This window comes from Streptomyces gobiensis (assembly GCF_021216675.1).
GTDB lineage: Bacteria > Actinomycetota > Actinomycetes > Streptomycetales > Streptomycetaceae > Streptomyces > Streptomyces gobiensis.
Genome location: NZ_CP086120.1, coordinates 2,956,405 through 2,979,619 on the forward strand (window position 1 = coordinate 2,956,405; position 23,215 = coordinate 2,979,619).

The 23,215-nt window shown below is 67.6% G+C and carries 26 protein-coding genes, 1 tRNA gene and 2 pseudogenes; 14 read left to right on the plus strand and 15 right to left on the minus strand.

The window, feature by feature from the left end; all coding sequences use genetic code 11:
- Positions 1-10: 10 nt before the first annotated feature.
- The 7 genes from test1122_RS13700 to test1122_RS13730 all read right to left on the minus strand — a co-directional run bounded on the left by test1122_RS13700 (position 11) and on the right by test1122_RS13730 (position 8,303).
- Complete coding sequence (locus test1122_RS13700; RefSeq protein ID WP_232269457.1) at positions 11-955, minus strand: pseudouridine-5'-phosphate glycosidase; 945 nt, start codon at positions 953-955, stop codon at positions 11-13.
- 7 nt (positions 956-962) lie between these two features.
- Positions 963-1,193 (minus strand): tautomerase family protein, encoded by a 231-nt coding sequence (locus test1122_RS13705; protein WP_232269458.1) that lies wholly within the window; start codon positions 1,191-1,193, stop codon positions 963-965.
- An 85-nt stretch (positions 1,194-1,278) separates the two neighbouring features.
- On the minus strand, positions 1,279-5,130 hold the full coding sequence (locus test1122_RS13710) for an amino acid adenylation domain-containing protein (RefSeq protein WP_232269459.1): 3,852 nt from the start codon (positions 5,128-5,130) through the stop codon (positions 1,279-1,281).
- Between the two features lie 26 nt (positions 5,131-5,156).
- Positions 5,157-6,068, minus strand: coding sequence for an EamA family transporter (locus test1122_RS13715; protein ID WP_232269460.1), 912 nt, complete (start codon positions 6,066-6,068; stop codon positions 5,157-5,159).
- On the minus strand, positions 6,065-6,730 hold the full coding sequence (gene upp, locus test1122_RS13720; RefSeq protein ID WP_232269461.1) for a uracil phosphoribosyltransferase: 666 nt from the start codon (positions 6,728-6,730) through the stop codon (positions 6,065-6,067). The genes test1122_RS13715 and upp overlap by 4 nt, the downstream gene beginning before the upstream one ends.
- A gap of 101 nt (positions 6,731-6,831) precedes the next feature.
- Complete coding sequence (locus test1122_RS13725; RefSeq protein WP_232269462.1) at positions 6,832-7,515, minus strand: phosphoribosylanthranilate isomerase; 684 nt, start codon at positions 7,513-7,515, stop codon at positions 6,832-6,834.
- A gap of 98 nt (positions 7,516-7,613) precedes the next feature.
- Positions 7,614-8,303 (minus strand): nitroreductase family protein, encoded by a 690-nt coding sequence (locus tag test1122_RS13730; protein WP_232269463.1) that lies wholly within the window; start codon positions 8,301-8,303, stop codon positions 7,614-7,616.
- Between the two features lie 74 nt (positions 8,304-8,377).
- Here test1122_RS13730 and test1122_RS13735 point away from each other — a divergent pair, with 74 nt between their 5' ends.
- The 4 genes and pseudogenes from test1122_RS13735 (at position 8,378) to test1122_RS13745 (ending at position 10,027) form a co-directional block, all read left to right on the plus strand.
- Positions 8,378-8,869 (plus strand): MarR family winged helix-turn-helix transcriptional regulator, encoded by a 492-nt coding sequence (locus test1122_RS13735; protein ID WP_232269464.1) that lies wholly within the window; start codon positions 8,378-8,380, stop codon positions 8,867-8,869.
- 488 nt (positions 8,870-9,357) lie between these two features.
- Positions 9,358-9,486, plus strand: a pseudogene (locus test1122_RS26820) (hypothetical protein); the annotation flags it as partial.
- A 44-nt stretch (positions 9,487-9,530) separates the two neighbouring features.
- Entirely contained in the window at positions 9,531-9,752 is a 222-nt protein-coding gene (locus tag test1122_RS13740) for a hypothetical protein (RefSeq protein ID WP_232269465.1), read from the plus strand.
- 5 nt (positions 9,753-9,757) lie between these two features.
- Positions 9,758-10,027: a hypothetical protein gene (locus tag test1122_RS13745; RefSeq protein WP_232269466.1), complete on the plus strand. Its 270-nt coding sequence runs from the start codon at positions 9,758-9,760 to the stop codon at positions 10,025-10,027.
- Positions 10,028-10,100: 73 nt separating this feature from the next.
- On the opposite strand, the gene test1122_RS13750 is transcribed toward test1122_RS13745, so the two are convergent.
- The 3 genes from test1122_RS13750 to test1122_RS13760 form a co-directional block, all read right to left on the minus strand.
- On the minus strand, positions 10,101-10,412 hold the full coding sequence (locus tag test1122_RS13750) for a response regulator transcription factor (RefSeq protein WP_232269467.1): 312 nt from the start codon (positions 10,410-10,412) through the stop codon (positions 10,101-10,103).
- 283 nt (positions 10,413-10,695) lie between these two features.
- Positions 10,696-11,652 (minus strand): hypothetical protein, encoded by a 957-nt coding sequence (locus test1122_RS13755; RefSeq protein WP_232269468.1) that lies wholly within the window; start codon positions 11,650-11,652, stop codon positions 10,696-10,698.
- 113 nt (positions 11,653-11,765) lie between these two features.
- Positions 11,766-12,170: a peptidase inhibitor family I36 protein gene (locus test1122_RS13760; protein ID WP_232269469.1), complete on the minus strand. Its 405-nt coding sequence runs from the start codon at positions 12,168-12,170 to the stop codon at positions 11,766-11,768.
- Positions 12,171-12,423: 253 nt separating this feature from the next.
- Here test1122_RS13760 and test1122_RS13765 point away from each other — a divergent pair, with 253 nt between their 5' ends.
- The 4 genes from test1122_RS13765 to test1122_RS13780 all read left to right on the plus strand — a co-directional run bounded on the left by test1122_RS13765 (position 12,424) and on the right by test1122_RS13780 (position 16,428).
- On the plus strand, positions 12,424-12,915 hold the full coding sequence (locus test1122_RS13765) for a hypothetical protein (protein WP_232269470.1): 492 nt from the start codon (positions 12,424-12,426) through the stop codon (positions 12,913-12,915).
- A gap of 65 nt (positions 12,916-12,980) precedes the next feature.
- Positions 12,981-14,447 (plus strand): efflux RND transporter periplasmic adaptor subunit, encoded by a 1,467-nt coding sequence (locus tag test1122_RS13770; protein WP_232269471.1) that lies wholly within the window; start codon positions 12,981-12,983, stop codon positions 14,445-14,447.
- Positions 14,444-15,166: an ABC transporter ATP-binding protein gene (locus test1122_RS13775; RefSeq protein ID WP_232269472.1), complete on the plus strand. Its 723-nt coding sequence runs from the start codon at positions 14,444-14,446 to the stop codon at positions 15,164-15,166. Before test1122_RS13770 ends, test1122_RS13775 begins: the two co-directional genes overlap by 4 nt.
- A gap of 14 nt (positions 15,167-15,180) precedes the next feature.
- The gene (locus test1122_RS13780) at positions 15,181-16,428 is read left to right on the plus strand and encodes an ABC transporter permease (protein ID WP_422397073.1); all 1,248 of its coding nucleotides are present in this window, start codon (positions 15,181-15,183) and stop codon (positions 16,426-16,428) included.
- An 18-nt stretch (positions 16,429-16,446) separates the two neighbouring features.
- On the opposite strand, the gene test1122_RS13785 is transcribed toward test1122_RS13780, so the two are convergent.
- Complete coding sequence (locus test1122_RS13785) at positions 16,447-16,746, minus strand: hypothetical protein (RefSeq protein ID WP_232269473.1); 300 nt, start codon at positions 16,744-16,746, stop codon at positions 16,447-16,449.
- A 251-nt stretch (positions 16,747-16,997) separates the two neighbouring features.
- On the opposite strand from test1122_RS13785, the gene test1122_RS13790 reads away from it, so the two are divergent.
- Positions 16,998-17,219: an excisionase family DNA-binding protein gene (locus tag test1122_RS13790; protein ID WP_232269474.1), complete on the plus strand. Its 222-nt coding sequence runs from the start codon at positions 16,998-17,000 to the stop codon at positions 17,217-17,219.
- A gap of 27 nt (positions 17,220-17,246) precedes the next feature.
- A complete protein-coding gene (locus test1122_RS26700) occupies positions 17,247-17,573 on the plus strand; it encodes a hypothetical protein (RefSeq protein WP_338423536.1) in 327 nt (108 codons plus the stop codon).
- A gap of 183 nt (positions 17,574-17,756) precedes the next feature.
- Here test1122_RS26700 and test1122_RS13800 read toward each other — a convergent pair.
- Positions 17,757-17,830, minus strand: a tRNA-Gly gene (locus tag test1122_RS13800).
- Between the two features lie 232 nt (positions 17,831-18,062).
- Here test1122_RS13800 and test1122_RS13805 point away from each other — a divergent pair.
- The 4 genes and pseudogenes from test1122_RS13805 (at position 18,063) to test1122_RS13820 (ending at position 20,629) form a co-directional block, all read left to right on the plus strand.
- On the plus strand, positions 18,063-18,227 hold the full coding sequence (locus test1122_RS13805) for a hypothetical protein (RefSeq protein WP_232269475.1): 165 nt from the start codon (positions 18,063-18,065) through the stop codon (positions 18,225-18,227).
- Positions 18,228-18,286: 59 nt separating this feature from the next.
- Positions 18,287-18,862 (plus strand): dCTP deaminase, encoded by a 576-nt coding sequence (dcd, locus tag test1122_RS13810; protein ID WP_232269476.1) that lies wholly within the window; start codon positions 18,287-18,289, stop codon positions 18,860-18,862.
- A 37-nt stretch (positions 18,863-18,899) separates the two neighbouring features.
- Positions 18,900-19,004: pseudogene (locus test1122_RS13815) on the plus strand (phosphoribosyltransferase); the annotation flags it as partial.
- 104 nt (positions 19,005-19,108) lie between these two features.
- Positions 19,109-20,629, plus strand: coding sequence for a ricin-type beta-trefoil lectin domain protein (locus test1122_RS13820; protein WP_232269477.1), 1,521 nt, complete (start codon positions 19,109-19,111; stop codon positions 20,627-20,629).
- Positions 20,630-20,712: 83 nt separating this feature from the next.
- Here test1122_RS13820 and test1122_RS13825 read toward each other — a convergent pair whose 3' ends face one another.
- From test1122_RS13825 to test1122_RS13835, 3 genes are all read right to left on the minus strand, one after another.
- Positions 20,713-21,597, minus strand: a complete 885-nt coding sequence (locus tag test1122_RS13825; RefSeq protein WP_232269478.1) for a Yip1 family protein — start codon at positions 21,595-21,597, stop codon at positions 20,713-20,715.
- A gap of 113 nt (positions 21,598-21,710) precedes the next feature.
- Positions 21,711-22,133, minus strand: coding sequence for an ATP-binding protein (locus test1122_RS13830; protein ID WP_232269479.1), 423 nt, complete (start codon positions 22,131-22,133; stop codon positions 21,711-21,713).
- Positions 22,127-23,023 carry an MEDS domain-containing protein gene (locus test1122_RS13835; protein WP_232269480.1) on the minus strand — a complete coding sequence of 299 codons (897 nt, stop codon included), beginning with the start codon at positions 23,021-23,023 and terminating at the stop codon, positions 22,127-22,129. The genes test1122_RS13830 and test1122_RS13835 overlap by 7 nt, the downstream gene beginning before the upstream one ends.
- Between the last annotated feature and the right edge of the window lie 192 nt (positions 23,024-23,215).

Sequence of the window (23,215 nt, forward strand, 5' to 3'; positions counted from 1 at the left end):
GGGGCAGGATCTATTCGCCTGAGAGTTCGGCACGGTGCCGGGCGTGCGCGACGGCCAGGCGCCCCGCAACCTCGGCGCAAGACACCAGAACCGCCATGTTGGCCTGCGCCGATCGCCCGTCGGTGGCTGCGTCTACCGCCCGCATCAGGTACTTGGTAATGCCTTGACCTGAGACGCCGTCTCGCCCGGCCGCGGCCACGGTCTTGCGGATAGCCGCGTCGACCTCTGCAGAGTCGATGGCGTCTTCTTCCCTGACCGGCGTGGTGATCAGGAACGAGCTGTGATTGCCCAGCGCCCAGTGGGCCTCGATGGCGCGGGCAATGATCTGCTCGTCGTCCAGCCGGTGCGGGGCACGATGGCCACTCGTGCGGCAGTAGAAGGCAGGGAAGTCATCCGACTGGTAGGAGACCACCGGAACACACTGCGTTTCCAGGTACTCCAGGGTCAGCCCCAGGTCCAGGATCATCTTCGCGCCTGCGCAGACGACGGCGACTTTGGAGCGGGTGAACTGGATCAGATCCGAGGAGATGTCGAACGTTTCCTGGGCGCCGCGGTGAACCCCGCCGATGCCGGCGGAGGAGAAGAACGGGATCCCCGCCAGCTCGGCCGCCACGACCGAGGACGCCACGGTCGTGGCGCCCATGCCGCCCTGGGCCAACACGACCGGCATATCGCGGCTGGAGACCTTCGGAATCCCCGGCGTGGCTGCGAACCGCTCAATGTCCTCGTCCGTCATGCCGACGCGTATCGCGCCATTTTCGATGCAGATCGTCGCTGGTACCGCTCCGCCGACCCGAACCGCGGCTTCCACCTTCCGGGCGGTGGCCGCGTTGTCCGGATACGGCAGACCGTGCGTGATGACGTTGCTTTCCAGCGCCACGATCGGCGCGTTCTCGTGGAGGGCCTGGTGGACCTCGTCGCTGTAGATGATCGGGATGCCGCTGCGTGCACTCATTGGGCTCTCACTTCTTCTTCCCGTAAGCGGGTGCTCTGATCAGCAGGTCCTCCCGCGCGAAGATCTCTGCGAGGACTTGCTCGTTCCAGTCGTTCTTCGCGATCGGCTCCAGCGCGATCGAGATGGTCTCTTCTCCGGTGTCGAAGGTGTCCATGACGGCCTTGCTGACCGCCGCGTCGATCGCCTGGCTCTGCTCTTCGGTGAAGTCCCTGGGTGAGGTGGGGCTGGGGCGGCACACCGGTCGCGAAACGCCGCGTTGGCCGGTGTGCCGTCCTGTCCTCCCCCGGTGGGGGGATTGCCGGGGCGAGGAGTCTGGTGCTTGCTCAGCTCAAGGCCAGCCGGGTGCGGATGGCCCCCACCAGCTCGGCGACGCCGTGGCTTTTGAGCACCTGGTAGTGGTCGCCTTCGAGGTCGAGCACGGTGGGCGGGGCTGCCGAATAGCCGGAACGGCCTTCGATGAAGGAATAGTCGTCCCCGCTCGCCTTGAAGATCGTCACCGGTGCGTCGAGTCGGCGTTCGGACAGCTCATCGAACGAGTAGTCGAACTCGTAGGTCTCCCCGACGATGCGTGTGATGCGCCGGACCAGCTCCTTATCCAGCGCAGGGAAGGCTGCGGCGATGCAGGCCACGAAGCTGTCCTCATCCCGTGTGGCCCGCAGGCACGCATACAGCTCGGGTCCGGTGATCGAGCCCGCGAAGACGGAGAACAGGATCGTTACGTAGGCAGGGTTGCGGTAGGAGGCTTCACGGCCGTGCTGCCGCCTGTCTACCTGCCGCACCTTGGGGTTGCCGGGACAGATCAGCAGCAGGTTCTCCACCTTCTCCCCGGCCTGCTCCAGCTGCCACGCGGTCTCGAAGGCCACCCGGGCGCCGAAGGAGTAGCCCCACAGGGTGTAGGGGCCTTCGGACTGGGCGCGGCGGATCTCCTCCACATCGGCCGCGGCCATGTCCCGGATGGTGGGGTAGGGCACCTCGCCTGTGTTGATGCCGGCCGCCTGGATGCCGTAGAAGGGGCCACCTGTGCCCGCCTCTTGGGCCAGGAGACGCAGGTTCATGGGGTATCCGCCAAGACCCGGCCAGGCGAACACCGGCGTTCCTTCGCCCCCGTCGTGCAGAAGCAGCAGGCGCGAAGACGGCTCGGGGCTGTCGTCCTCGATGCGGGCTGCGAGATCGCCCAGCTTGGAGTACTCGAAGAGGATCTGCAGGGGTAGGGAGGTCCCGAACTCCCGGTTGATCTTGTGCGTGAGCATCACGGCGATCAGAGAGTTCCCCCCAGAGGCGAAGAAGGTGTCCTCCATCGAGACATCCGAATACTTCAGCGCCTTCCCCCACGCGTCGACCAGCCATCGTTCAACCGGCGTCTCAGGGGCCACATAAGTTGCAGCGGTATTCGCGGCATCATTCACCTCCTCCGAGGCCGCCAGGGCTTTGCAGTCGATCTTTCCATTGGCGGTCAGGGGCAGCTCGTCCAGCATCAGCACCCGGTTGGGGATCATGTAGTCGGGGAGGAACCGGGCAAGGTCGTCCCGGATCATCTCGGTCGGGCCTTTCATATGGACCGAGTCCTCGCGCATGCCGGTGGAGCGGATCTGCTCCTCGCTGACCTTGCCGCCGAGGAAGAAGTACGACGCTCCCGAAGCGACGCCGGCGTCGTCGAGGATGTCGTCGATGCGCTGCGCGGCCGGAAGTGGATACCCCGTCTTCGAGGAGTAGCCGGAGGACATGAAGCCCAGCTGCAAGCCGTTGCGCTGTAGATGGTGCAGCTTCTTGCCCAGACTCACGTACTCCAGCCAGCCCTGGTCGGCCCTGCTGACCGCGGTGATCCCGAAACTCGCGGACTCATAGGCGCCCTGATTGATCGCGATGACGTGCTTCTTCAGCACCATCTCATCCGAGATGCGGTCGAAGTCGCCGTCAGCGTAGCGGTACATGCCGCTCCGCAGCCCCTCCACGCGGCCCGGGTGGGCCTGCAGGAATATCTCCACTGCGTCGAAGCCGGGCTGCCCGTCGTTGGAGCCGATCTCGAACGTCCCCAGGTAGTAGTCCTCTCCGGCCACGTCCAGGACGTCCTTCACCGACTGCCGGTACCCCGCCGGCCGGATCGTCAGCCCGTACTCGGGCAGCACTTCCTCGAATACGCCCAGCATGTGGCCGGTCTCGAACTCCAGCACCTCCTGGATGTTGTTGCGGTACACCGGCTCGATTGCCTGCTTCTTGCCCAGGAAGTGCACCTCCACGCCTTCCGGTGCCGGGCACTGCGCATCACTGACACGCACCAGCGTGTGATCCATGGGGTGGAAGTAGTAGACGCCCGCATCCAGCCCCGCGACACCGCCGGTCTCCAGATACATCTGCGTGGCATACAGCGCCCCCGGGGAGGCGTAGGCATACTTCGGCAGCAGCCGTTCCTCGCTGTAGAACGGGCCGAACCAGCGCAGTATCTCGCCCAGCTCAGCGCGTCGCAGCTGATCGACGCTGCGTGAGTAGCTGGTCACCTCACGGGGCTGGAGCAGCTCCCGCAGGTCGGCGTAGGAGACCTCGCCGCCCTCGTAGAACCGGTAGGTCTTACGGGCGAACACCTCCCGCCGCTGTCGGCTCGACTCCTTACCTCCGGGCAGCTCGATCACCGGTCGGATCCGAAGCTCCTCAGGGTCCCGAAGGCCTGGGTTGGACAGCTGGGCCTTGACCTGAAGCTTGCTCTCCTTGGACTGGTGGTGGGAGCCGTGGTTGCCCTGGTCCATCAGGGCGGCTTCCTTGGGGTTCAGCTCTACGCACGCGACGAGGTTCTGGAAGCCGGTGCGCGGGTCGTCGGTGACCACAGCAGCGGCCCGCTTGACCCAGATATGCTCCTCGATCGCCGAGGCGATCTCCTCCAGCTCCACGCGGTAGCCGCGCAGCTTGACCTGGGAGTCCGCACGGCCGGAGAACTGGATCGTCCCATCGGGGTTCCAGTACGCCAGGTCACCGGTCTTGTACAGGCGCTCGCACGGGATGAACGGGTGAGTGATAAAGCGTTCCTTCGTCTGCCCGGGCAGATTCAGGTAGCCGCGGGCCAGTTGAGCCCCGCCGATGTACAGCTCGCCCTTCTCCCCGATATTCACCGGCTGCAGGTTCTCATCGAGGATGAAGCACGTCGTGTTGTCCACTGGCACACCGATGGACACGATCGCGGACGCCTCCTCGTCGCCGAGGGTTTCCGGATCGATCAGATGAGCGGTCGCGTTGATGGTGCACTCGGTCGGGCCGTACAGGTTGACCAGCGACGAGCGTGGCATCTCCTCGGCGAAGGCCCGCGCCAGCTTGGTGGTCAGCGCCTCACCGCCGGAGAACACCTGCTTGAGTGAGGTGCACGACGGGAGGTTCTCGGTGTCCAGCAGGGCCTGCAGCAGCGTGGGCACGCACTGGAGCGTGGTCACCTTGTTCTTCACGATCGTGTCGATCAGTGCCTCGGGGTCCCGGTAGATGCCGGGCGCACCCATGACGACCCGCCCGCCGACGGCGGGGGCGAGGATCTCCCACTGTGCGGCGTCGAAACTCATCGGCGTCTTCTGCAGCACGGTGGTGCCGGGGCCGAGGTAGCCACAGGCCTGCATCCAGCGAAGCTGAGAGACGATGCTGCGGTGCTCGATCATCACGCCCTTCGGACGGCCCGTGGATCCGGAGGTGTAGATGACGTACGCCAGGTTGTCCGGGCGCAGTGGTTCCCACGTCCGTCGGATCCACGCTCCTGTCGGGACTGTGCTCGTATCGCCCACGGTGACGATCGTGGTGCTGTTGGGCGCCAGCTCCTCCACGCGGGCCGCCAGGTGCTCCTGCGTTACGATGACCTTCGCGGCGGAATTCTTGATCATGTAGCGCAGCCGGTCGTCCGGATACTCCGGCGACAGCGGCAGATAGGATCCCCCCGAGGCGAGGATGCCCCACGCGCCGATCATGAGCTCCAACGACGGTTCGACGTACAGGCCCACCGGGGTGTCGGCCCCAGCGCCCAGGTATCGCAGATACAGAGCCAGCTGGCTTGAATTGGCCTGCAGTTCCCGGTAGGTCAGCTCCTGGCCGTCGTAGACAACAGCGACGGCCTCTGGATGCGTGCTGGCCTGCTGCCTGAGCAGGTCTGGCAGCCGGGTGCTGTAGAGAGTGTCAGTTCTTCGCGTGCTGAATGCCTGCGTTTCCAACGTGTCCCCCGTCTGACGGTGCGCGATTACGCGTTGATGATTTCTTCGGACTTTTTTTGCGTCTGTGCTGTCTTGCGACGCCCTCCTCTGGGCTGGGCCAGGACGACCGCGGCGACCACGGCCAGGGCGCCGGTGATCTGGAGAGGCGACAGGGCCTGGTTCAGGACGAGATAGCCGAGGACCGTTGCGGCCAGTGGAGACGCGAAACTCAAGAACGAGACGGCGAGTGCGGGCAGTCGTTCCACGCCGCGGAACCAGATCGCGTAGGCGAACAGCGCCCCGATCAGGCCGAGATAGCCGAAACCTGCGAGGTTGGCACCGCTGATGGTGCTGGGCAGGCCTTCGCCTATCAGCGTGACCGGCGCGAGGACGAGCCCGCCGACAGTCAGTTGCCATCCGGTGAAGGGCAGCAGCCCCACCCCCTCCGGTCGCCCCCAGCGCTTCGTGAGTACGATCCCTGCCGCCATGCTCACCGCGCCCAGGAGTCCAGCCCCGACACCCACCGCATCCAGAGCCGCGTGCGGTTGCAAAACCAGCAATCCGACACCGCCGGCACCCAGCACGCAAGCGGCCACGTGGATCGGGTTGACCTTGTCCTTGAGCAGCAGCGCCGACAAGATCAGCACCACCATCGGCTGTACGGACATCACCAGGGCCGCGACTCCGCCGGGGAGGTGGTAGGCGGCGACGAACAGCAGGTAGAAGAAGGCGCCGATGTTCAGTACGCCAAGAACCAGGGCCCGCCACCACCACACGCCGCGGGGCAGCGCCCGGCCGAGCGCCAGGAGAACCAGACCTGCGGGCAGGGCTCGGATCACCGAAGCGAGCAGTGGCCTGTCCGGGGGCAGGAGTTCGGTAGTGACGAGGTAAGTGGAGCCCCAGATCGAGGGTGCGAGAGCGGTGAGGGCGGAGTCGATTACGACCCGGTTGCGCTTCACCGGGCCACAGCCGAATCGGTCGTGCCGAAGAATCGGTCCCCGAAGTCCCCAATGCCGGGCACCATGAAGGCGTTCTCGTTGAGGCGGTCCTCGATGGCAGAGGTGGCGATCTTGACCTTCGGGTGCTTGCCGCAGACGGCGTGGATGCCCTCGGGCGCGGTGAGGAAGTTGATGAAGACGATGTTCTCCTCGCGCACGCCGGCATCCAGGAGGACGCCGATCGCAGCGAGGGCGCTGCCCCCGGTGGCGAGCATCGGTTCGAGGAGAAGCACATGCCGATCGGCGATGTCGTCCGGCAGATTCGAGTAGTACAGGTGAGGGAGCTTGGTCTTCTTGTCCCGCTGGATGAGGATCTTGCCGATGCGGATGCCGGGGTGGACATCCCGCAACTCGGCTTCCATGGACTCCCCGGCCCGGATGACGGGTACGGCGCACAGCTGGGAAGCGAACTTCAGACCGTGGTAGGTCTCTCCGACGGGGGTGGTGACCTCGTGTTTGTCGAACGGCAGGAGATCCAGGCCCGCCTCCAGCAGGAGGCGGATGATGCGCCGGGAGTAGAAGACGAAGTCCGCGCGGGAGGCGTTGCGGTCTCGGATGATCGTGTGCATTGCCCGCAGTTGATTGGTCTGCGGGAGTAGGTGGACGTTGTGGCCAGTCGCCATGAGAACCTACTTGTCGTCGGTTGATGGAGCCCGGCTGCGGGCGGCTGAATGCTTGGCGGCGAGGCCGCCCGCAGCTGGAGATCAAGCGATGCCCAGCGAGATCAGGCGATCTCGGCGAAGGCTCGGCGGGACTCGGCCACGAACTTCGCGACCTTGGCGCGGTCCTTACGGCCGTCCGGGCCTTCCAGGCCGGTGTGGGCATCCACCGCGGCGGGCTCGACCACGCGGATCGCCTCGGCGACGTTCTCCGGATTCAGGCCACCCGCCATCATCAGAGGCTTCGGCGAACGGCGGACCAGCTCGGCGCTCACTCCCCAGTCGTGCGTGAGGCCAGTGGCGCCCTTCGCGCCGGTGGCAGGGTTGAAGGTGTCGGTGATGAACATGTCCACCGAATCGGCGACCTCGTCGACCAGCTTCAGCAGCCCGTCGGCATTGTCCTCGCGCACCACCAGACTCTTCAGCACATACAGGTCAGGCCGGGCAGCCTTGAGCTTGCGCAGCTGTGTTACCTCCACATCCCCGTGAAGCTGCACGGCGGTCACGCCGAGCTGGGTGGTGAAGGCGCTGATCTCCTGTGCGTCGGTGAGGTAACTGATCAGGACACCGGCCTGGGGTGCCTTCAGGCCGCCGATGATGCGAACCGCGTCCGGCTCGGAGATGTCGTCCTTGCCCGAGGGCAGGCGCAGGGGGAAACCGAACCAGTCGACGCCTTCCTCGACGAGCAGCGCCGCCTCTTTGTCGTCGATGATTCCGGCGACCTGGACCAGATTCTTCATGTCCGTCATTGCATGTTCCTTTTGTCCGAGGTGAATGAGGGCAGCACGAAGTGCCCCCGGGCACGTGCTGTTGGTGGTTGGCGTCCGCTTGGTGACTGTTGGCGGGGTCAGACCCGGACGGTCCGCCCCGGGACGGAGTCGTAGCCGCGGCCGTAACGGCCATCGAAGGCGTTCTGCGCGAGCGGCCTGCGGCCGGGGTGCCGGCGTTCCTCCGCAGCCTTGCCCACCGGCAGCAGCATCGCGATGTGCAGATCATCGCGGTCCTCAATGCCGATGACCTTCTTGACCTTGCATTCGTCCCAGCCGTTCATCGGTGAGGTGGCAAGGCCCATGGAGGCGGCGGTGACCATCGCATAGGTGGCGGCGATGACTGCGTCCTTGATCGCGTATTCACGCAGCAGGCCACGCTCCTCCAGATCCCTGTGGAAGTCCAGGCTGGCCTGCGAGAACCCGGCAATGAACTGTTCGTTCCACGCGCCGTTCTTGCGCGCCTGCTCGTAGACGTCACTCAGGTCCTCACGCCAGGTCTGACTGGAGGCCACGAAGACCAGCGTCACTGGCGCTTCCTGCGGGTGCGGCTGGCCGCCGGTGGCCCAGGCGAGGCCGTCGCGGCCCTCTTGATCGGAGACGACGACGACGGAGCGGGCCTGCACGTTCCAGCTGGAGGGTGCCTCCAGTGTCAGGTCGAGCAGCTCGGTCAGCCGCTCGACCGGGATGGGGTCGGGCAGATAGTGGCGAATGCTGCGACGTGCACGAATGGCCTGCGGTACCGTCAGTGGAGCGGTCTCGTTGATCATAGGGAAACCTAACCACTATCTTAACTCTAAGGCAATAGATATCTCACCCCTAAGGCAGCCGCTAGGCTGACGGCATGACTGACCACGTAGACCGCGTCATGGCGCAGTGGGCAGAGCAAGCCCCCGATCTCGACGCATCCCCCATGGCCGTCGTCGGCCGCATCAAGCGACTCGCGCAAATCATCGAAGGTGAACTGCGAGCCACCTATAAGAATCACAGCCTCGACGTCGCAGCCTTCGACGTCCTCGCCACCCTCCGCCGCAGCCCCCCACCGCACCGCCTGACCCCCGCCGAACTCATGCGTACCTCCATGGTCACCTCAGGTGCCATCACTCAGCGTCTGGACCGCCTCGAAGGCCGCGGGCTGATCACCCGCACCCGCAGAGAACACGACGCACGCAGCTTCGACGTCGCCCTCACCGACGACGGACGTGCCCTCGTCGACGAGGCACTCCTCGACAACGTAGCGACCCAGAACCGACTGCTCGCCGGACTCACCCGCGCTCAGCGCGACCGCATGGCAAAGGACTTGCGTGGCCTACTGGAATCCCTCGGCGACATCTGAGTGCGAGGGCCCATAAGAGGTCTTGACAATAGACAAGGCCCAGGTTGCTGACCTGGGCCTTCACCGTGGAGCGGACGACGGGAATCGAACCCGCGCTCTGAGCTTGGGAGTCCTGTGGTCCACGGGTGGGCTTGTGCAGGTCAGGCAAAAGGGTGCCTCTGTGGCATGCGAGCGGTGGGGCCAAGGGCTGTACCCGTGCTGACTGCTGCGTACCGGTCCTACTGGTGCGGCAGTGGTGCAGTGCCGGGCTGTCGGGGTGCAGGTGCTGGGTTGCGAACTCCTCCGAGTGCTCAGATACCGATGATCTGGACGCGGTCGCCGCACAGTCGGGCCATGTCATCGATGTCGGAGGTCAGTACGGCCTACTTGTGGCTGTGTAGTTCTGTGCCTTTGAGGTGAGCGCATGCCGCGTTTCGAGATCGTGGCGACTCTCTCAGCTGTAGCGGACCAGGTGTTCGAGAGGTGCCTCGACGTGGAGGCAACGGTCGATGGCCGCCGCGGCGGTGGCTCTCGTCTGGTTTTACGAGGGTTTCTGGTGCAAGGTGCTGCCCGGACGCGCCGACCACCGTGCGATCGTCGCCGACGCTCCTTTCGTGCCCGAGGCGGCGGTCACCCCGTTGCTCGTGGCGATGGGACTGGCCGAGGTCGGTATCGCCTCTGGGTGCTCAGTGGGCTGCGCCCGTATCTGGCGGCGGCCGTGCAGACCGGGCTGCTGGTCGCCCTCAACACGGGTGGTCTGCTCTTTTCCGGCGGCAACATCGAGGAGCTCGGACGGATGCTCACCGCCAACCTCGCTCGTCGCGCTGATCTGGCTCGTCGCCGAGCGGCACAGCGGCATGCGGAGCCCGCTGCCGGTCGCGACATGACCGGCATGAGGGGATGAGCGGCATGGGCGGCAAGAGTGGGATGAGTGGTGTGAGCGGCATGGGCGGCACCCCCTGGTCGCGGGGGCGCATCCTCCCCGGGCCGGGTCGCGGGCCGCGGCTGCTGTTCGGCAGGATGTACGAGGATCCACGCGTCGAGCTGGCCGTACCTCCTGCGGTGACACGCCGCGTCACCGTGACGATCAAGGGCTACGGGGCGTTCGGTGTGCCGTTTACCCGCCCCACGGCGGGCGGCGAGCCTGCGCTGGGTCGCTGGCCTGCCTGTCTGGCTTGAAGGGGCGCGGCTCTGGAAGCGGTCCGCCAGTCTCGCCGGGTGGATGGGGCAGCCTCTCGCCATAGGCAGGGCGTCACAGTGGGCGCGGTCCGGCCGGCCCGGCAGGGCGGGCTGGTCGGCTGATCGTGTGCGAATCTCCGGATGCGGGCGTCTCCGGAGAGTGTGATCCAGTACTTGTCTCCCAAGCCGTTGTGAGCGAGTGCAGGTAGGAGGCCGCGCAGAGTTGGTGGTACTGCAGGGGCCCGAGCTTGTGCCGGATCTTCTCGATGTGGAATCGCACGGTGCGGCGGCTGATGCCTAGTTGCTCTGCCATGTCGTTGTAGGACGGGGCGTGTGCCAGCAGCGAGAAGACCTCGGCTTCCCTGTTGCTGAGCGTGTCGGTCATGGTGAGGGCCGCAGCCAGGGGTGCCGGCAAGGCTGCTGGCAACTCGCTTGAACGTGGAGAACTTGTCGCGTACACGCTCTACATACTCACATCTTCGTGATCATGGACAGTGCGCTCGGTCTGAGCCGGTCCATCGCGCGCCGTTCGAACACGTCAACGGGCTCCCTGACGGTGTGGACTCGCCGCCGGACCGCGCTACTGTCGAACGTGGCGGTGTTCCAGGCGGGTTGGCACACGCCCCCCTGGCCGGGGGCGAAACGGATGCCGACTCGCTCGGCCCCTCTTAGGAGAGCAGAGTGGCGGCCAGCTTCATCCGGTCCTCGTGCTGCTGACGGGCGAGGTTCAGCGTCTCGGCGTTCTTGTCGATCAGCCGCTTCTGGTACGCGGTGGTCACCGCATAGCGGACGCCGACCAGGTTGACTTTCTTCTTGCACGCGATATCCGCTGTAGCCGCGGCGATGGCGTCGGGCGAGGACAGCTCCTCGTTCTGGATGCCGAGTTCGTTGGCCGCGTCCATGGGGTTGGTGACGGAGTACCCGGACTTCTTCATGCAAGCCGACCACTTCTTGTCGTTCGCTCGCACGCGGGAGTCCGCGCGGGTCTGGGACTCCGCCTCGCTCCTGAGGTTGAACACGTACATGATGTCCACGGCGTTCGGCTTCGGTGCGTAGAGCTTGAGGAACGCCTCGCGGCTGCAGCCGCCTACGGGAACGGCCTGGCCGTTGACCTTCTGGCTGCTGCCGCCCTCGCGTTGGGCGGCCTCCTGGCTCATCGGCAGGGATTGCGGGTTGGTGTCATCCGCACCGCCGAGGACCAGTCGCTCGGTGCTGGACAGGGCGGGCCGGGCAGGCCGCTTGCGTTTTGCGGCGGCGGTGGCCAGCGGGTTCCCGTACCCGTACCGGGCGACTTCCTTGGCGTCGACCACACCGAAGATGTAGCGGTTGTCCGTCGCCGGAGCCGTTTGCTGCGGGGGCGGCGTGTAGGCGAATCCGAACCGGGACATGCACTCGACCACGAGAGCGTCTTGCGCGCTGCTGAGTTTCCGCCGTTCGTCGTTGGTGGCCTCATAGGTGCCCAGAGGGAATTCGAGGTGCTTCGTCTCCAGCATGACCGGGATTTCCCCCGGGTCGGGTTCGCCGACCGTGTTGCCGGACTCGGGGGTGCCGGCGCAGGCGGTCAACAGCACTGTGCACGCGGTGGTGAGCGCGGGGGTGATCCGCCGGACAAGGGGAGAGGGCATGCGGGTCCTCGGAGGAGTTCGGGAAGAGCCGTACGGCCGCTATTCCGCCGAGGGCACGGGTCGGAACATCGGCCGTACGCTGTCTGCGATGTCGGATGAGGCGAGCTCTGTCCTCAGCTGTTGGTCGCGGAGATCTCGTTCTTGAAGGTGCTGGAGGCGTCGCCCGAGTAGCCGCTCGGGATGGTGCCCCAGGACCCGCGATAGTTGGCGTCCGTGTAGACGTAGTAGTCGAAGACGTTGTCCCGGTTCCAGTAGGAAGCCGTGTTGTCGTTGGTGGTCTGGCCCGAGCCGCTGCAGCTTCCCTTGAACTTGTCGTTCGAGAAGTCGCTGTCACTGTCGTAGACGTCGAAGACACAGCCGCCGAGGCCAGAGTTGTAGTACAGGCCGAACTCGTTCGTCTCGAGAACACCGTCCTTGAAGTCGGCTGCGGCGCTGGTCGTCGTGCCGATCAGCAGACCGGCAGTCGCGACGGCGATGGTTGCCAGCGCCCCGAGGCGGTGGGTCGTGCTCCTGGACATCATGTCTCCTGGTGGGAATCCGGGGGTCCGTTTACAGAAACGCCAGGGTGATCCAACACGCCACCTGACGGGGCGTCTACTGGCGCGAGGGACAGTAGTGGCGCCTGTGACGGACTGGTAGGTTCCCTGGTGTTCTCGTAGCGGACCGTCAAGTTGCCTGGCCCATAGGCCGAGTTCCCAAGGCCGCGTTCCCATCCCTCCCACCGTTTCCCATGCGTGTTCCCGTGCGTGGTTTCAGCTCAGGAGTCGCCGCATGCGCCCTGCTCTTCTCGTCTGCGGAGCCGCTCTGGCGGCTCTCGCGTTGACCGGCTGTGCCGGTTCGTCCGATGGCGCGGCCGAACCGTCCGCGAGCCCGTCGGAGACGGTGAGCGCGGAGGAGACCGCCTACTACCGCTGCCTCGAGAAGAACGGACTCGTTCTGGAGACGCCCAACCCGGGCCAGCTCCGCGTAGACAAGGACAAGAACACGGACGAGGCGGCGGCCACGGCGGCCGAGGAGACGTGCCGGGACTTTCTGAAGGCGATACCCGATCCGCCGGTCTCCGAGGAGAGACTGGCGGCGGCGCGAAAGGTGAGCGCCTGCGTACGGGAGAAGGGCTACGAGGATTACCCGGACCCCGACCCGAAGACCGGTGAGGTGGACCTGGAGGCCGCGGGGGTTGCCGAGGACCCGGAGCTGCGCGCCGCGCTGCAGGACTGCCGGCCGACGGGCACCGGGGTGGGTGACGCCGTCGTCGGCGGCTGAGCTGGTGGTACGCAGGGTGGAGGGAAAGGACGAGTGTGGTCGTCGGTGCCGGGGAGCGTAGGGCTGTGACGGGCGATGTGACGGGGGCCGTGAAGCCCGAGGCGGCGGCGGGTTCTCCCGGAAGCTTGCGTAGGCGCCGCCGCTGGGTGGTCGCCGTGGCCGCCGGTGCGGCGCTGGTCGCGCTGAGCGGACTTGGCGCCTCGCTGGTGATCAAGTCGCCCGCACAGGCGGCGGCCGAGGCCGGACCGCCGCCCAGGGACGTGCTGACGGCTCCGGTGGAGCACCGGGTGCTGGTGTCGTCGCTGATCACCCGGGGCCAGGTGGTCGCGGGGCAGACGGCGAGGATCGCTCCGCAGATCTCGGGCGGAGAAGGAACCTCGGGCGCGGTGATCACCAAGATCGCGGCGCAGGCCGGGTCCGAGGTGAAGCAGGGGCAGGTGCTGCTGGAGGTCGCCGGACGGCCGGTGTTTGCGCTCAAGGGCACTGTGCCGGTCTACCGGGACCTACGGCCGGGCGCCACCGGCAAGGACGTCGCCCAGCTCCAGAAGGCGCTGCGGGACCTCGGGCACGGCACCGGCAGCGACCCGGAGGGAACCTTCGGCGCGGGGACCAAGAAGGCGTTGACCGCGTTCTATGCCTCGATCGGCTACGACCCGCGGCCCGCCCAGGACGACGAGGGAGCCGCGCTGGACACAGCCGAGAAGACGGTGAAGGGCGCCGAACGCGCCTTGGAGGACGCCGAGGGCGCCGCCGAGGACGCCGACGACGCCGGGACGGACGACGGCGGGAGTCGGGGCAAGGCCGTCGACCGCGCTCGGGAGGATCTCGCCGATGCTCGGAAGGCGTACGCCAAGGCCCAGGCACAGTCCGGCCCGATGCTCCCGGCCGGGGAGGCGGTGTTCCTGGAGGGCTTTCCGGCCCGGGTGGGCTCGGTGCAGGGCCGGGTTGGCGACCAGGTGACGGGCACCGCCATGGTCGTCTCGTCGGGACGCCTACTGGTGGAGGCGTACGTACCCGAGTACCAGAAGGGGCTGCTCCGTTCCGACCAGCCGGTGGAGATCCACTCTGAGCTCAGTGGAGTGACCGCAACAGGGAAGGTGACCTCGGTCGCGGACACCATGACCACGCGCGGCCAGTCCTCCGGCGGCGGCGGGGACAAGGGTGACGGCGCGGCCGGCCCGGTCGGCGGGGAGTCCGGATACCTGGTGCGGATCACGCCGGACAAGGCACTCGACCCCCGGCTGACCGGCTACGACGTCCGGCTCACCATCGAGGCGGCGTCCACCGGCGACAAGGCTCTGGTGGTGCCTGTCACCGCGATCACCTCGGGCGCGGACGGCCGCACCGTGGTCACGGTGGCAGACGACGGGGGGCGGCAGCGCAGAGTGGAGGTCCGCTCCGGGACCAGCGGCGACGGGTACGTCGCCGTGGAGCCGGTGGCGAAGGGCGGCTTGAAGGCCGGCGACCTGGTGGTCACGGGAGTCGACGCGGGCCGGTCGCCGTCGGACGCGGCGGGTGGGACGGCGCCGTGACGTACGAACCCGCCACGCCCGTCATCGAGTTCCGGCAGGTCGGGCTCACCTATCCGGGCCCGCCGCCGGTCGCGGCCCTCAAGCCGTGCGATCTGACCGTGCGGCGCGGGGAGTTCGTGACCGTGGTCGGCCCGTCGGGGTCCGGCAAGTCGACCTTCCTCAACATCGTCGGTCTGCTCGACAGCCCCACCGGGGGCCGTTACCTGCTGGACGGCCTGGACACCTCCGCCCTCAAAGACGCCGAACGCACCGCGTTGCGCGGCCGTCGGATCGGTTTCGTCTTCCAGTCGTTCCATCTGCTGCCGCACCGCAGCGCGCAGGAGAACGTCGAGCTGGCGCTCGTGTACAACGGGTCGCCCCGCCGAACGCGCCGCGCGGACGCCCGGGAGGCGCTGGAGCGGGTGGGCCTCGGCCATCGTGCCGCCGCCGTGCCCACTCGGCTCTCGGGCGGTGAACGGCAGCGGGTGGCCATCGCCCGCGCCCTGGTGGCCCGTCCCGCCCTGCTGTTGTGCGACGAGCCCACCGGCAACCTCGACACGGACAACGCCCGTTCTGTGCTGGCCCTGCTGGACGAGTTGCATGTGGGCGGTATGACGGTGCTGGTCATCACCCACGACGCCGACGTGGCCCGGCGCGGCAGCCGTACCGTCGCGGTCCGGGACGGCGTCCTGCGCGAGCAGCTCGCCGGGGTTCTCGCGGGCGGACCGGAGGCACTGTGATCCGACTGCGCCGCGTGCTCCGACCCGGCCGCCGCACGCCCGGGCGCACCGTGCCCTTGTCCGTTCTGCCGCTGAGGGACCTGCTGGGCGAGGCGTTCGCCGGCATGCTCCAGCGCCCCGGCCGCTCGGCGTTGACCGCGCTGGGTACGGTCCTGGGCGTCGGCACCTTCGTGGCGATCCTCGGCCTGACCGCGACCACGTCCTCGCAGATCGACGGACGCTTCAACGCGCTGACCGCGACGGAGGTGACGATCGAAGACGTCGCCGCCGAGCAGGACCCGCACGCGGGGCCCGCCTTCCCCGAGAACGCGGACGACCGGATCGGCGCGCTCAACGGCGTCCGGGCCGCCGGTGTGTACTGGACCGTCCGCACCGGAGCCGATACCCAGGTCCGTGCCGCCCTGATCGGGGCGAAGACACAGGGTTCCGACATCGACGTGGTCGCAGCCTCCCCGGGGGTCCTCCAGGCTGCTCAGCCCACCGTCTCCCAGGGGCGCTTGTACGACCGGAAGATGGACGAGGACGGCGAGTTCGTCACCGTCCTCGGCTCCGGGGTGGCCTCCCGGCTCGGCATCACCACTCTGCGGAGTCACCCGGCCGTGTTCATCGGGGACCAGCCGTTCACCGTCGTCGGGATCATCAACGACACCCAGCGCAAGGCGGACCTGCTGCTGTCGGTGATCGTGCCGCGGACCACCGCCGAGAAGGTGTGGGATCCGCCGGAGGGTGGCGGTGCGTCGATGCTGGTGGCGACGGAATTGGGAGCGGCGCAGCAGGTCGCCGAACTGGCGCCCACCGCGCTGCGGCCCGACCACCCCGAATACCTGAAGGCCGTGCCGCCGCCCGATCCGAAGGCCCTGCGGACGGGAGTGGGCGACGACCTGGGCCGGCTCTTCCTGCTGCTTGCCGCGATCTGCCTGGTCATCGGCGCGGTCGGGATCGCCAACACCACCCTGGTGGCGGTTCTGGAACGCACCGGCGAGATCGGCCTGCGGCGGGCCCTGGGGGCGCGGGGTCGGCACGTTATGGCGCAGTTCCTGGCCGAGTCCGGCGCGCTGGGCGCGCTCGGCGGGCTCGTCGGCACCTCGCTGGGGGTGATCACGGTGGTGACAGTTGCGGCGGCCCGCTCCTGGACCCCGGTCGTCCATCCGGCGACGGTCCTGGCCGCGCCCGTGATCGGCCTGATCACGGGGGTCCTGGCCGGCCTCTATCCCTCTTGGCGGGCCTCCTGCGTCCAGCCTGCCGAGGCGCTGCGGCGCTGACGTCGGACCGGGCCATCCTCAGCAGCCGACCCGGTGCGAAAGCAGCCGGCCCGGTGCGAAACCGGGCGGCCGTGACCGTCCGGGGCTCCTGCGCAGAGCCGTGATCCACTCCACGATGTCCCGCGGGTTCTGGCCGAACCGCTTCTCGGTGGAGCCCCCGACCGGCATCCGCGGATCGGGGTCTCGACCAAGGTCGGTTTCATTCCGGTCCCCGATCGTCAGGCGGCGGTCAGTGCCGGAGTGCCGCCCGGCGGCCAGGGCGACCGGGGCCGCTGCCTCAGCCGCCCGTACATCGCCCGGCAGCTCGCCCTGAGCCACGCCCGCCTGAGCTGGTCTTCGTGCACAACCCGGAAGACGACGCAGCGGCCCCGGGACGGGGTGCTGCAGTCGCTCACCTTGGCGTTCGAGGAGATGGAGGGCACGGCGGACTCCGGCTTGATACCCGGCTACGGCGTGGCTACCTGGACGGGGGTCGCACCACCGCGCCAGCGAAGGAACCCCCTTGTGCCAAGAGGCCATACCACCCTGCCCTCCCGCGCCACCCCCGTCTCCTCCACGCCGCGACGGAGGTGATCACGCATGCTGACCGGCTGCTCACCGTGGAGGAGACTGCCGAGCGCCTGGGTACCGGCGTGCGCTTCGTCCGGCGCCGCGTGGTCGAACGCCATATCCGCTACGTGAAGTTGGGCAAGCACATCCGCATCGCCGACAGCGTCCTCGACGCGTACGTTGTGGAGCGGACGGTCGAGCCGGTCCGAAGGCGGTGTTCCCGCTACGGGAAGGCGGCCTGATGGCGCCGCGCAGGCCGCAGCGGCGGCGTGACTTCGGCAGCCTTCGAGGAGTTCGCCCTCACGTGGGTCGACGAGCTGGGCCTCGCGGTTACTGCCGACCTGTACCGGCTCCTGCTCCATCTCGCCTGGTTCACTGAGCCTGGCGAGAACGGCCTGCTGTTCGTCGGAGAGAAGGGCGCCCTTTCCGCCGTACGACCTTCGGGCCGTAAGTGGCGCAAGGTCCGTGCCCTGGTCGGGCTGCCGGACAACATCCGCTTCTACGATCTCCGGCACACCGGCCACACCCTCTCCACCTGGTCCGGCGCGCCGCCGAAGGACACACTGGCAGGGCCCCAGCCGCCCCCTGGTGAGTGACGCGGGTCGCGGAGAGTGCGTCTCGGGATTCGAGACGCGTGAGTGGGGTCGCCCCCCGAATGGGGCGACGTAGGCCCAACCAGCCGTCCCTCTTATGGCACTTAGGGGCATGCAGAGGGTACGGCGCCCTCGAATTGGACTAGACGAAAACAAACCCCAGGTCGTTGACCTGGGGTTTCGCTCTGGAGCGGGCGACGGGAATCGAACCCGCGCTCTGAGCTTGGGAAGCTCATGTTCTACCATTAAACTACGCCCGCAAGGAGCGGTATGTCCCTAGAGATGGAGCCCGCTCGTCGCCGCACACTGTACCTCATGGCGGACCCCCGGTGCACAGGCCGAGGGGTCCGTTTCTTTTTCCCGGGTGGGGGATGCGGGCAGCGGGGAAAGGGAGTTGAGGCGTACGGTGGATCGCGGAGTGCCGGGAGGTCTGGTGTCTGGGTCATCCCCTATCGTGGCTTTTGTCGTCCACGTACTTGGGGAGAGGAAGCGATGGAGACCACCGTCGTCCGCTGCGCCGAAGGGCATGTGTTCAACACCGCGACATTCCCGATGCAGCAGCTTGGCAGCGACCGGATCGGCCCCGGGCGGCTGCTGCGGTGTCCGCGCTGCGCTCGGCTGCGGCATGCCGTGCCGGTGAAGACCCGGAAGCACTGATCTTGAGACAGGGCCCGGTCCGATTGGGCCGGGCCCCTGTCTGCGCGTACTCTCAGGACGTGCTTCTCTCAGACAAGGACATCCGGACCGAGATTGACGCGGGTCGGGTTCGGATTGATCCGTACGACCCCTCGATGGTTCAGCCGTCCAGTATCGATGTCCGGCTGGACCGTTTCTTCCGGGTGTTCGAGAACCACCGCTACCCGCACATCGATCCGGCCGTCGAGCAGCCCGATCTGACCCGGCTGATCGAGCCCCAGGGCGATGAGCCGTTCATCCTGCACCCCGGGGAGTTTGTGCTCGCCTCGACGTATGAGGTGGTCTCCCTGCCCGAGGACATCGCCTCGCGGCTGGAGGGGAAGAGCTCGCTGGGCAGGCTGGGGCTGCTGACGCACTCCACGGCGGGGTTCATCGACCCCGGCTTCTCCGGGCATGTGACGCTGGAGCTCAGCAATGTCGCCACCCTGCCCATGAAGCTCTGGCCCGGTATGAAGATCGGGCAGCTCTGTATGTTCCGGCTCACCTCTCCCGCCGAGCATCCCTATGGCTCCGCCCGTTATGGCTCCCGCTACCAGGGTCAGCGCGGTCCGACGCCGTCGCGTTCTTATCTGAACTTCCATCGCACGCAGGTCTGAGGGCGTATGAGCGCGGTGCGGGGGAGCTGAACCGCCGGTCAAGCGTGAGTGCGTGTGGAAGCGCACTGACGAGTGGATCAACTTCCCCTGGTGCGTTGAGTCTCCGGTCCTACGCCGAGCGGGGCAGATCCTCGGTGCCTGAGCGCGGGGGCTTCCGTTATTGATGTGTGCATGGGGGTTCCCTCTTCTGTTACCTGCAAGTAAAAACCGTGGGTAACAGGCATGTCTGCGTGAGGGAGAACCCCCATGACACGTGGCAAACACCGAACCGGACGTATACAGGCCGTCTGCGTCGCGGTAACCGCACTGGCGCTGTTAGCCGTGGGGGCACCCGCGGTGGCGCAGGACAGTACACCTCAGGCCGAAAGTACGCCGCTGCCGCCCGAGTTGGAGGAGATCCGGGCCGCGGAGGCCAGAGTTCTCTACGGGGATCCGGCCGAGCGGCCGATGGAACAGCGCAAGACCTCACTGATCTCGCTGGGCGACAGCGAGATATCGGGTGAGGGCGTCGGCACCTATGAGCCCGGCACCGATGGGCCGGACAACTGGTGCCACCGGTCGCCCGATGTGGCGATCCACCGGACCGGGATCGCGGCGGACGAGACATACAACGTCGCCTGCTCCGGGGCCTCCACCGTCCATATCAGGATCGGCGGACGGCAGCAGTACGCCGATGAGCTGGTGCAGAGCGACAGTCTGGCGATCAAGGCGCGTAACACCAGGCTGAAGATGATCGTGCTGGTCGCGGGCGCCAATGATGATCTGCAGTTCGGGTCGGTCATGACGGACTGCGTCGTGCGGTGGTTTACGCTCCAGGGGCCCTGTGCGCCCAAGTACGAGCCGGGCTGGCAGGGCCGGGTCGACGGGCTGGTGCCCAAGGTCACCTCGACCGTCAACGACCTCAAGAAGGTGATGCGGGACGCGGGTTACGCGGATGGTGACTACAAGCTCGTGGTGATGAGTTACCCCAGCCCGGTCGGGCCGGATGTCGAGGACAATCCCCAGTACCCCGGCAAGCTGCCGGGCGGCTGCACCGGCTACACCTCGGACGCGCGCTGGGCGCGGGACTACGCCGTGCCGCGCTTCCAGGACGGCATCCGTAAGGTCGCGCAGAGCACCGGGGCGCACTACCTGGACGCCTCGCGGCTTTTCCAGGGGCATGAGGTGTGTATGGAGAATCCCTGGGCCCGTGGGCTGTGGGTGGAGCTGTCCAACCCCTTCCCGCCGGATGAGAACTCCGTACGGCAGTCCTTCCACCCCAACTACCGTGGCCATGGCGCCTTCGCCGCCTGCCTGACGCAGCTGGACGCCTCCGGCCTGCGGGAGGCGTCCTGCGCCGACCCGTCCGGGGCCGGGCAGCCGGAGCTGTATCCGGTGGCCTGGGACGACGCCTTCGCGCCGCTGCGCAATGCGGGGACAGGGAGCTGTCTGGACGCGGACAAGGCAAGCAGCCGCGACGGGACCGCGGTGCGGGGCTGGGAATGCCACGGTCAGCGCAACCAGGGCTGGTGGTACGACGAGCGCAGTAAGCAGCTCTATACCGAGCTGACCCACGACCGGTGTCTCGATGTGCCCCGCGGGAAGTATGAGCCGGGCGCGGGGCTTGTGCTGTGGAACTGCTCGGGGAGCGAGAACCAGCGGTTCATCCGGGACGGCGGGGCGATCAAGCCCGCCGCCGCGCCACAGCTGTGTCTGGCGCTGTCGGACGCGCGTGATCAGGTGCGCCTGCGGCAGTGCGATGGCTCGGACAGCCAGCGGTTCGGCTAGAGGGGTGAGGGAGAGGGCCCCATCGCTAAGAAGCAGGCGGGGCCCTCTTCGTATGCGCTTTACGGCATGCGCGACGGCATGGGTTACAGCGTGCCCAGCTTGATCAGTACGAGCAGTGCGATGAGCTGGATCGAGGACGCGCCCAGCGCCTTCTGCCATGGCAGATCGTGAGAGCGGCTGACCATCGAGGTGAAGAGCGCGCCCGCCGCGACCCAGGTGACCCAGCCGAGGACCTGGACGAAGGGCGCGTTGCCGCTGAGGAAGAGGGCGAAGAACAGCCGGGGGGCATCCGTAATCGACGCGATCAGCATCGCCAGGCCGACCGTTGGCCCCCAGGCTCCGTCGCCGCCGAACTGCCGGGCCAGCGTGTGCGTGACCGAGCCCAGTACCAGCCCGGAGAGTACGACCGCGATGCCGGTGACGATCACGTAGGGGACGGCGCTGGCGAGCGTCGAGTTCAGCACATCCTCGCGGGCCTGGTCGAAGCCGAAGACGGCGAGCAGCCCGTAGAGGAAGGTGACGATGATCGCCGGGCCCCATACGGAGTGGTCACGCATCTGCCAGAAGGTGGCGTTCGGCCGGAGGACAATGCCGCTCAGCAGCTGCTTCCAGGGCAGCTTCGGCCCGATGGCGGGAGCGGTGGTGCGGCCCGCGGCGTAGGTGGCGCCCTGGTTGTAGCCGTAGTCCGGCTCCTCGCCGAAGCGGAACTGCTGGGTGTGACCCGGAGCGTTGGCATACGGATCGGGGCCGGTTTGGCCGTCGAAGTACTCCGGCTCACCGTGCCCGCCCCGCTGCCAGGGCCCCTGCTGGCCCTGCGGCGCCTGCTGCCCGTACGGCGAGTACGGGCCCGGCGCCTGCTGAGGGGCACCCTGCGGGTGTTGTGAGTGCTGCGGGGTCTGCGGGGGGTAAGGCCCCTGCTGTTGTGCGTTCCGCGGGTCCCGGCCGCGTCCGATCCTGAATCCAGCCACGTAATCGAACGTACCGTGCTCAGCGGGAGGCCGATGCCGCACCCGGGGAATATGGGCGTTATTGGGGGCTGATCGGTCCGCATTGTGGCTGGTTCGGTACATCCCAGCGGGCGTCAGTCCAGCGACACCCCCAGGGTGACGATCGCGCCCGGGTGGGCGGCGGCGATCGTCAGCCGGTCGGTGGTGAGCCGGGCGAGCCACAGCCCGCGGCCACCCGGTCCGCCGTCCAGACCGGGGAGCAGTTCCGGGATGACATCCGCCGTAAAGCCGGGGCCGGAGTCGGTGACGCGGGCCTCCAGCTCAGCGCCGATGCGGCGTAGCAGCAGCTGGCCCTCGCCGCCCGCGTGCTCGATCGCGTTTGACACGACCGCGTCGACCGCCAGGACGAACTCACCCCGCCGTGGCTCTGTCAGCCCGGCCCAGGCCGCGCACTCCTCGACGCCGACCCGAAGCTGCGGGAGTGTGCGGGCGGTGAAGCGGCGTTTGAGCAGTTGTTGTTCGGGTCGGCTGGAGCGGGAACTGGACCTCGCTAGCATCCGCACTCCACCTCCACCTCCACCAGAGCGAGCGACTCCACCAACTCCGCACCGAGCTTACGGAGCGTATTGGCCTGGAAAGGGACGCAGTGCACCTCAATACGGTCGTGTCCGTCGGCGTCCGAGGCGAGCAACAGCAGATCGGTCGCGCAGCCGATGCTGAGGAAGTGGAGCCGGGTGAGGTCCACGATCAGACAGCGGGAGCGGGTGGTCTGGGAGAGACCGTCGCGCAGTGCCTCGGTGAAGGCGAGCCGGGTATTGAGGTCGGCGTCGCCTATGAGCCGGACCGAGCCGTCGGCGTAGATCGTGCGCAGGATTCCCAGCCCCGCGAGTACGTTATGGGGGTGTGCGCCGCACATGGCATCCAGCACCTCCTCGCTGAACCGACGGCCGTCGTATGCGCAGAGCTCGCTGTAGGCCCGACCGGTGAACAGATGGTCCGCGCGGGACTCCCGCCGCATCACCCCGTCGACGTCCATGTGGAGGGCCTGGACCCAGGCCATATCGATAAAGGCGCGTGCGGCCGTATACCCCTCCTCGACCGCGCGCGCGGTCTCCTCGCGGAGCCGGGCCCACTGCCGCTCGCTGGTGAACCGCCGGTCGGGGTGGATGAGCTCGCCCATGGTGGTCAGTACGAGCTGACCACTGTGCCGGGCTTCGGCCAGGGCCGGGTCATGGCCGCCCAGCCGGACGAGCGCCTCGGCCGTGGGCACCTCGGGGTCGAGCAGGGCCAGGACCTTCTCACCGAGGAGCAGGCCCGTACGGACGAATACGGAGGCGATCTCCCAGCGGGTGGCGTCGTTGTCGTAGCGGAGGAAGGCGTGGTCGCCGGGGCGCAGCCGCTGTACGGAGATGGTGTGGTGCGGGCATGCCGCCTGGTCCACAGGCATAGCGTCGAGGCTAGGCCGCTCGGGCGGTGTCCAACAGTGGGGCGTGGGGGCTGTCTTGTTCGGTGCGATGGCTGACCGAAAGGGATCAGTGCCTGCTCGAAGGGGTTCGTATTTGCTCGCACGGGAGTGTTTCCCCAACCCCGGCGGTCGGCCCCCATACGGCGATGGCCGGCCCCGCGAGCTGCAGGGCCG

What these genes read in the sequence shown, in the direction of transcription:
- test1122_RS13755 (WP_232269468.1), bottom strand. Translation starts at nt 11,652, where the DNA reads ATGCCCTCTCCCCTTGTCCGGCGGATCACCCCCGCGCTCACCACCGCG.
- test1122_RS13835 (WP_232269480.1), bottom strand. Translation starts at nt 23,023, where the DNA reads ATGCCTGTGGACCAGGCGGCATGCCCGCACCACACCATCTCCGTACAG.
- test1122_RS13805 (WP_232269475.1), top strand. Translation starts at nt 18,063, where the DNA reads ATGGAGACCACCGTCGTCCGCTGCGCCGAAGGGCATGTGTTCAACACC.
- test1122_RS13700 (WP_232269457.1), bottom strand. Translation starts at nt 955, where the DNA reads ATGAGTGCACGCAGCGGCATCCCGATCATCTACAGCGACGAGGTCCAC.
- upp (WP_232269461.1), bottom strand. Translation starts at nt 6,730, where the DNA reads ATGGCGACTGGCCACAACGTCCACCTACTCCCGCAGACCAATCAACTG.
- test1122_RS13830 (WP_232269479.1), bottom strand. Translation starts at nt 22,133, where the DNA reads ATGCTAGCGAGGTCCAGTTCCCGCTCCAGCCGACCCGAACAACAACTG.
- test1122_RS13820 (WP_232269477.1), top strand. Translation starts at nt 19,109, where the DNA reads ATGACACGTGGCAAACACCGAACCGGACGTATACAGGCCGTCTGCGTC.
- test1122_RS13735 (WP_232269464.1), top strand. Translation starts at nt 8,378, where the DNA reads ATGACTGACCACGTAGACCGCGTCATGGCGCAGTGGGCAGAGCAAGCC.
- test1122_RS13750 (WP_232269467.1), bottom strand. Translation starts at nt 10,412, where the DNA reads ATGACCGACACGCTCAGCAACAGGGAAGCCGAGGTCTTCTCGCTGCTG.
- test1122_RS13745 (WP_232269466.1), top strand. Translation starts at nt 9,758, where the DNA reads ATGGGCGGCAAGAGTGGGATGAGTGGTGTGAGCGGCATGGGCGGCACC.
- test1122_RS13725 (WP_232269462.1), bottom strand. Translation starts at nt 7,515, where the DNA reads ATGACGGACATGAAGAATCTGGTCCAGGTCGCCGGAATCATCGACGAC.
- test1122_RS13730 (WP_232269463.1), bottom strand. Translation starts at nt 8,303, where the DNA reads ATGATCAACGAGACCGCTCCACTGACGGTACCGCAGGCCATTCGTGCA.
- test1122_RS13765 (WP_232269470.1), top strand. Translation starts at nt 12,424, where the DNA reads ATGCGCCCTGCTCTTCTCGTCTGCGGAGCCGCTCTGGCGGCTCTCGCG.
- test1122_RS13760 (WP_232269469.1), bottom strand. Translation starts at nt 12,170, where the DNA reads ATGTCCAGGAGCACGACCCACCGCCTCGGGGCGCTGGCAACCATCGCC.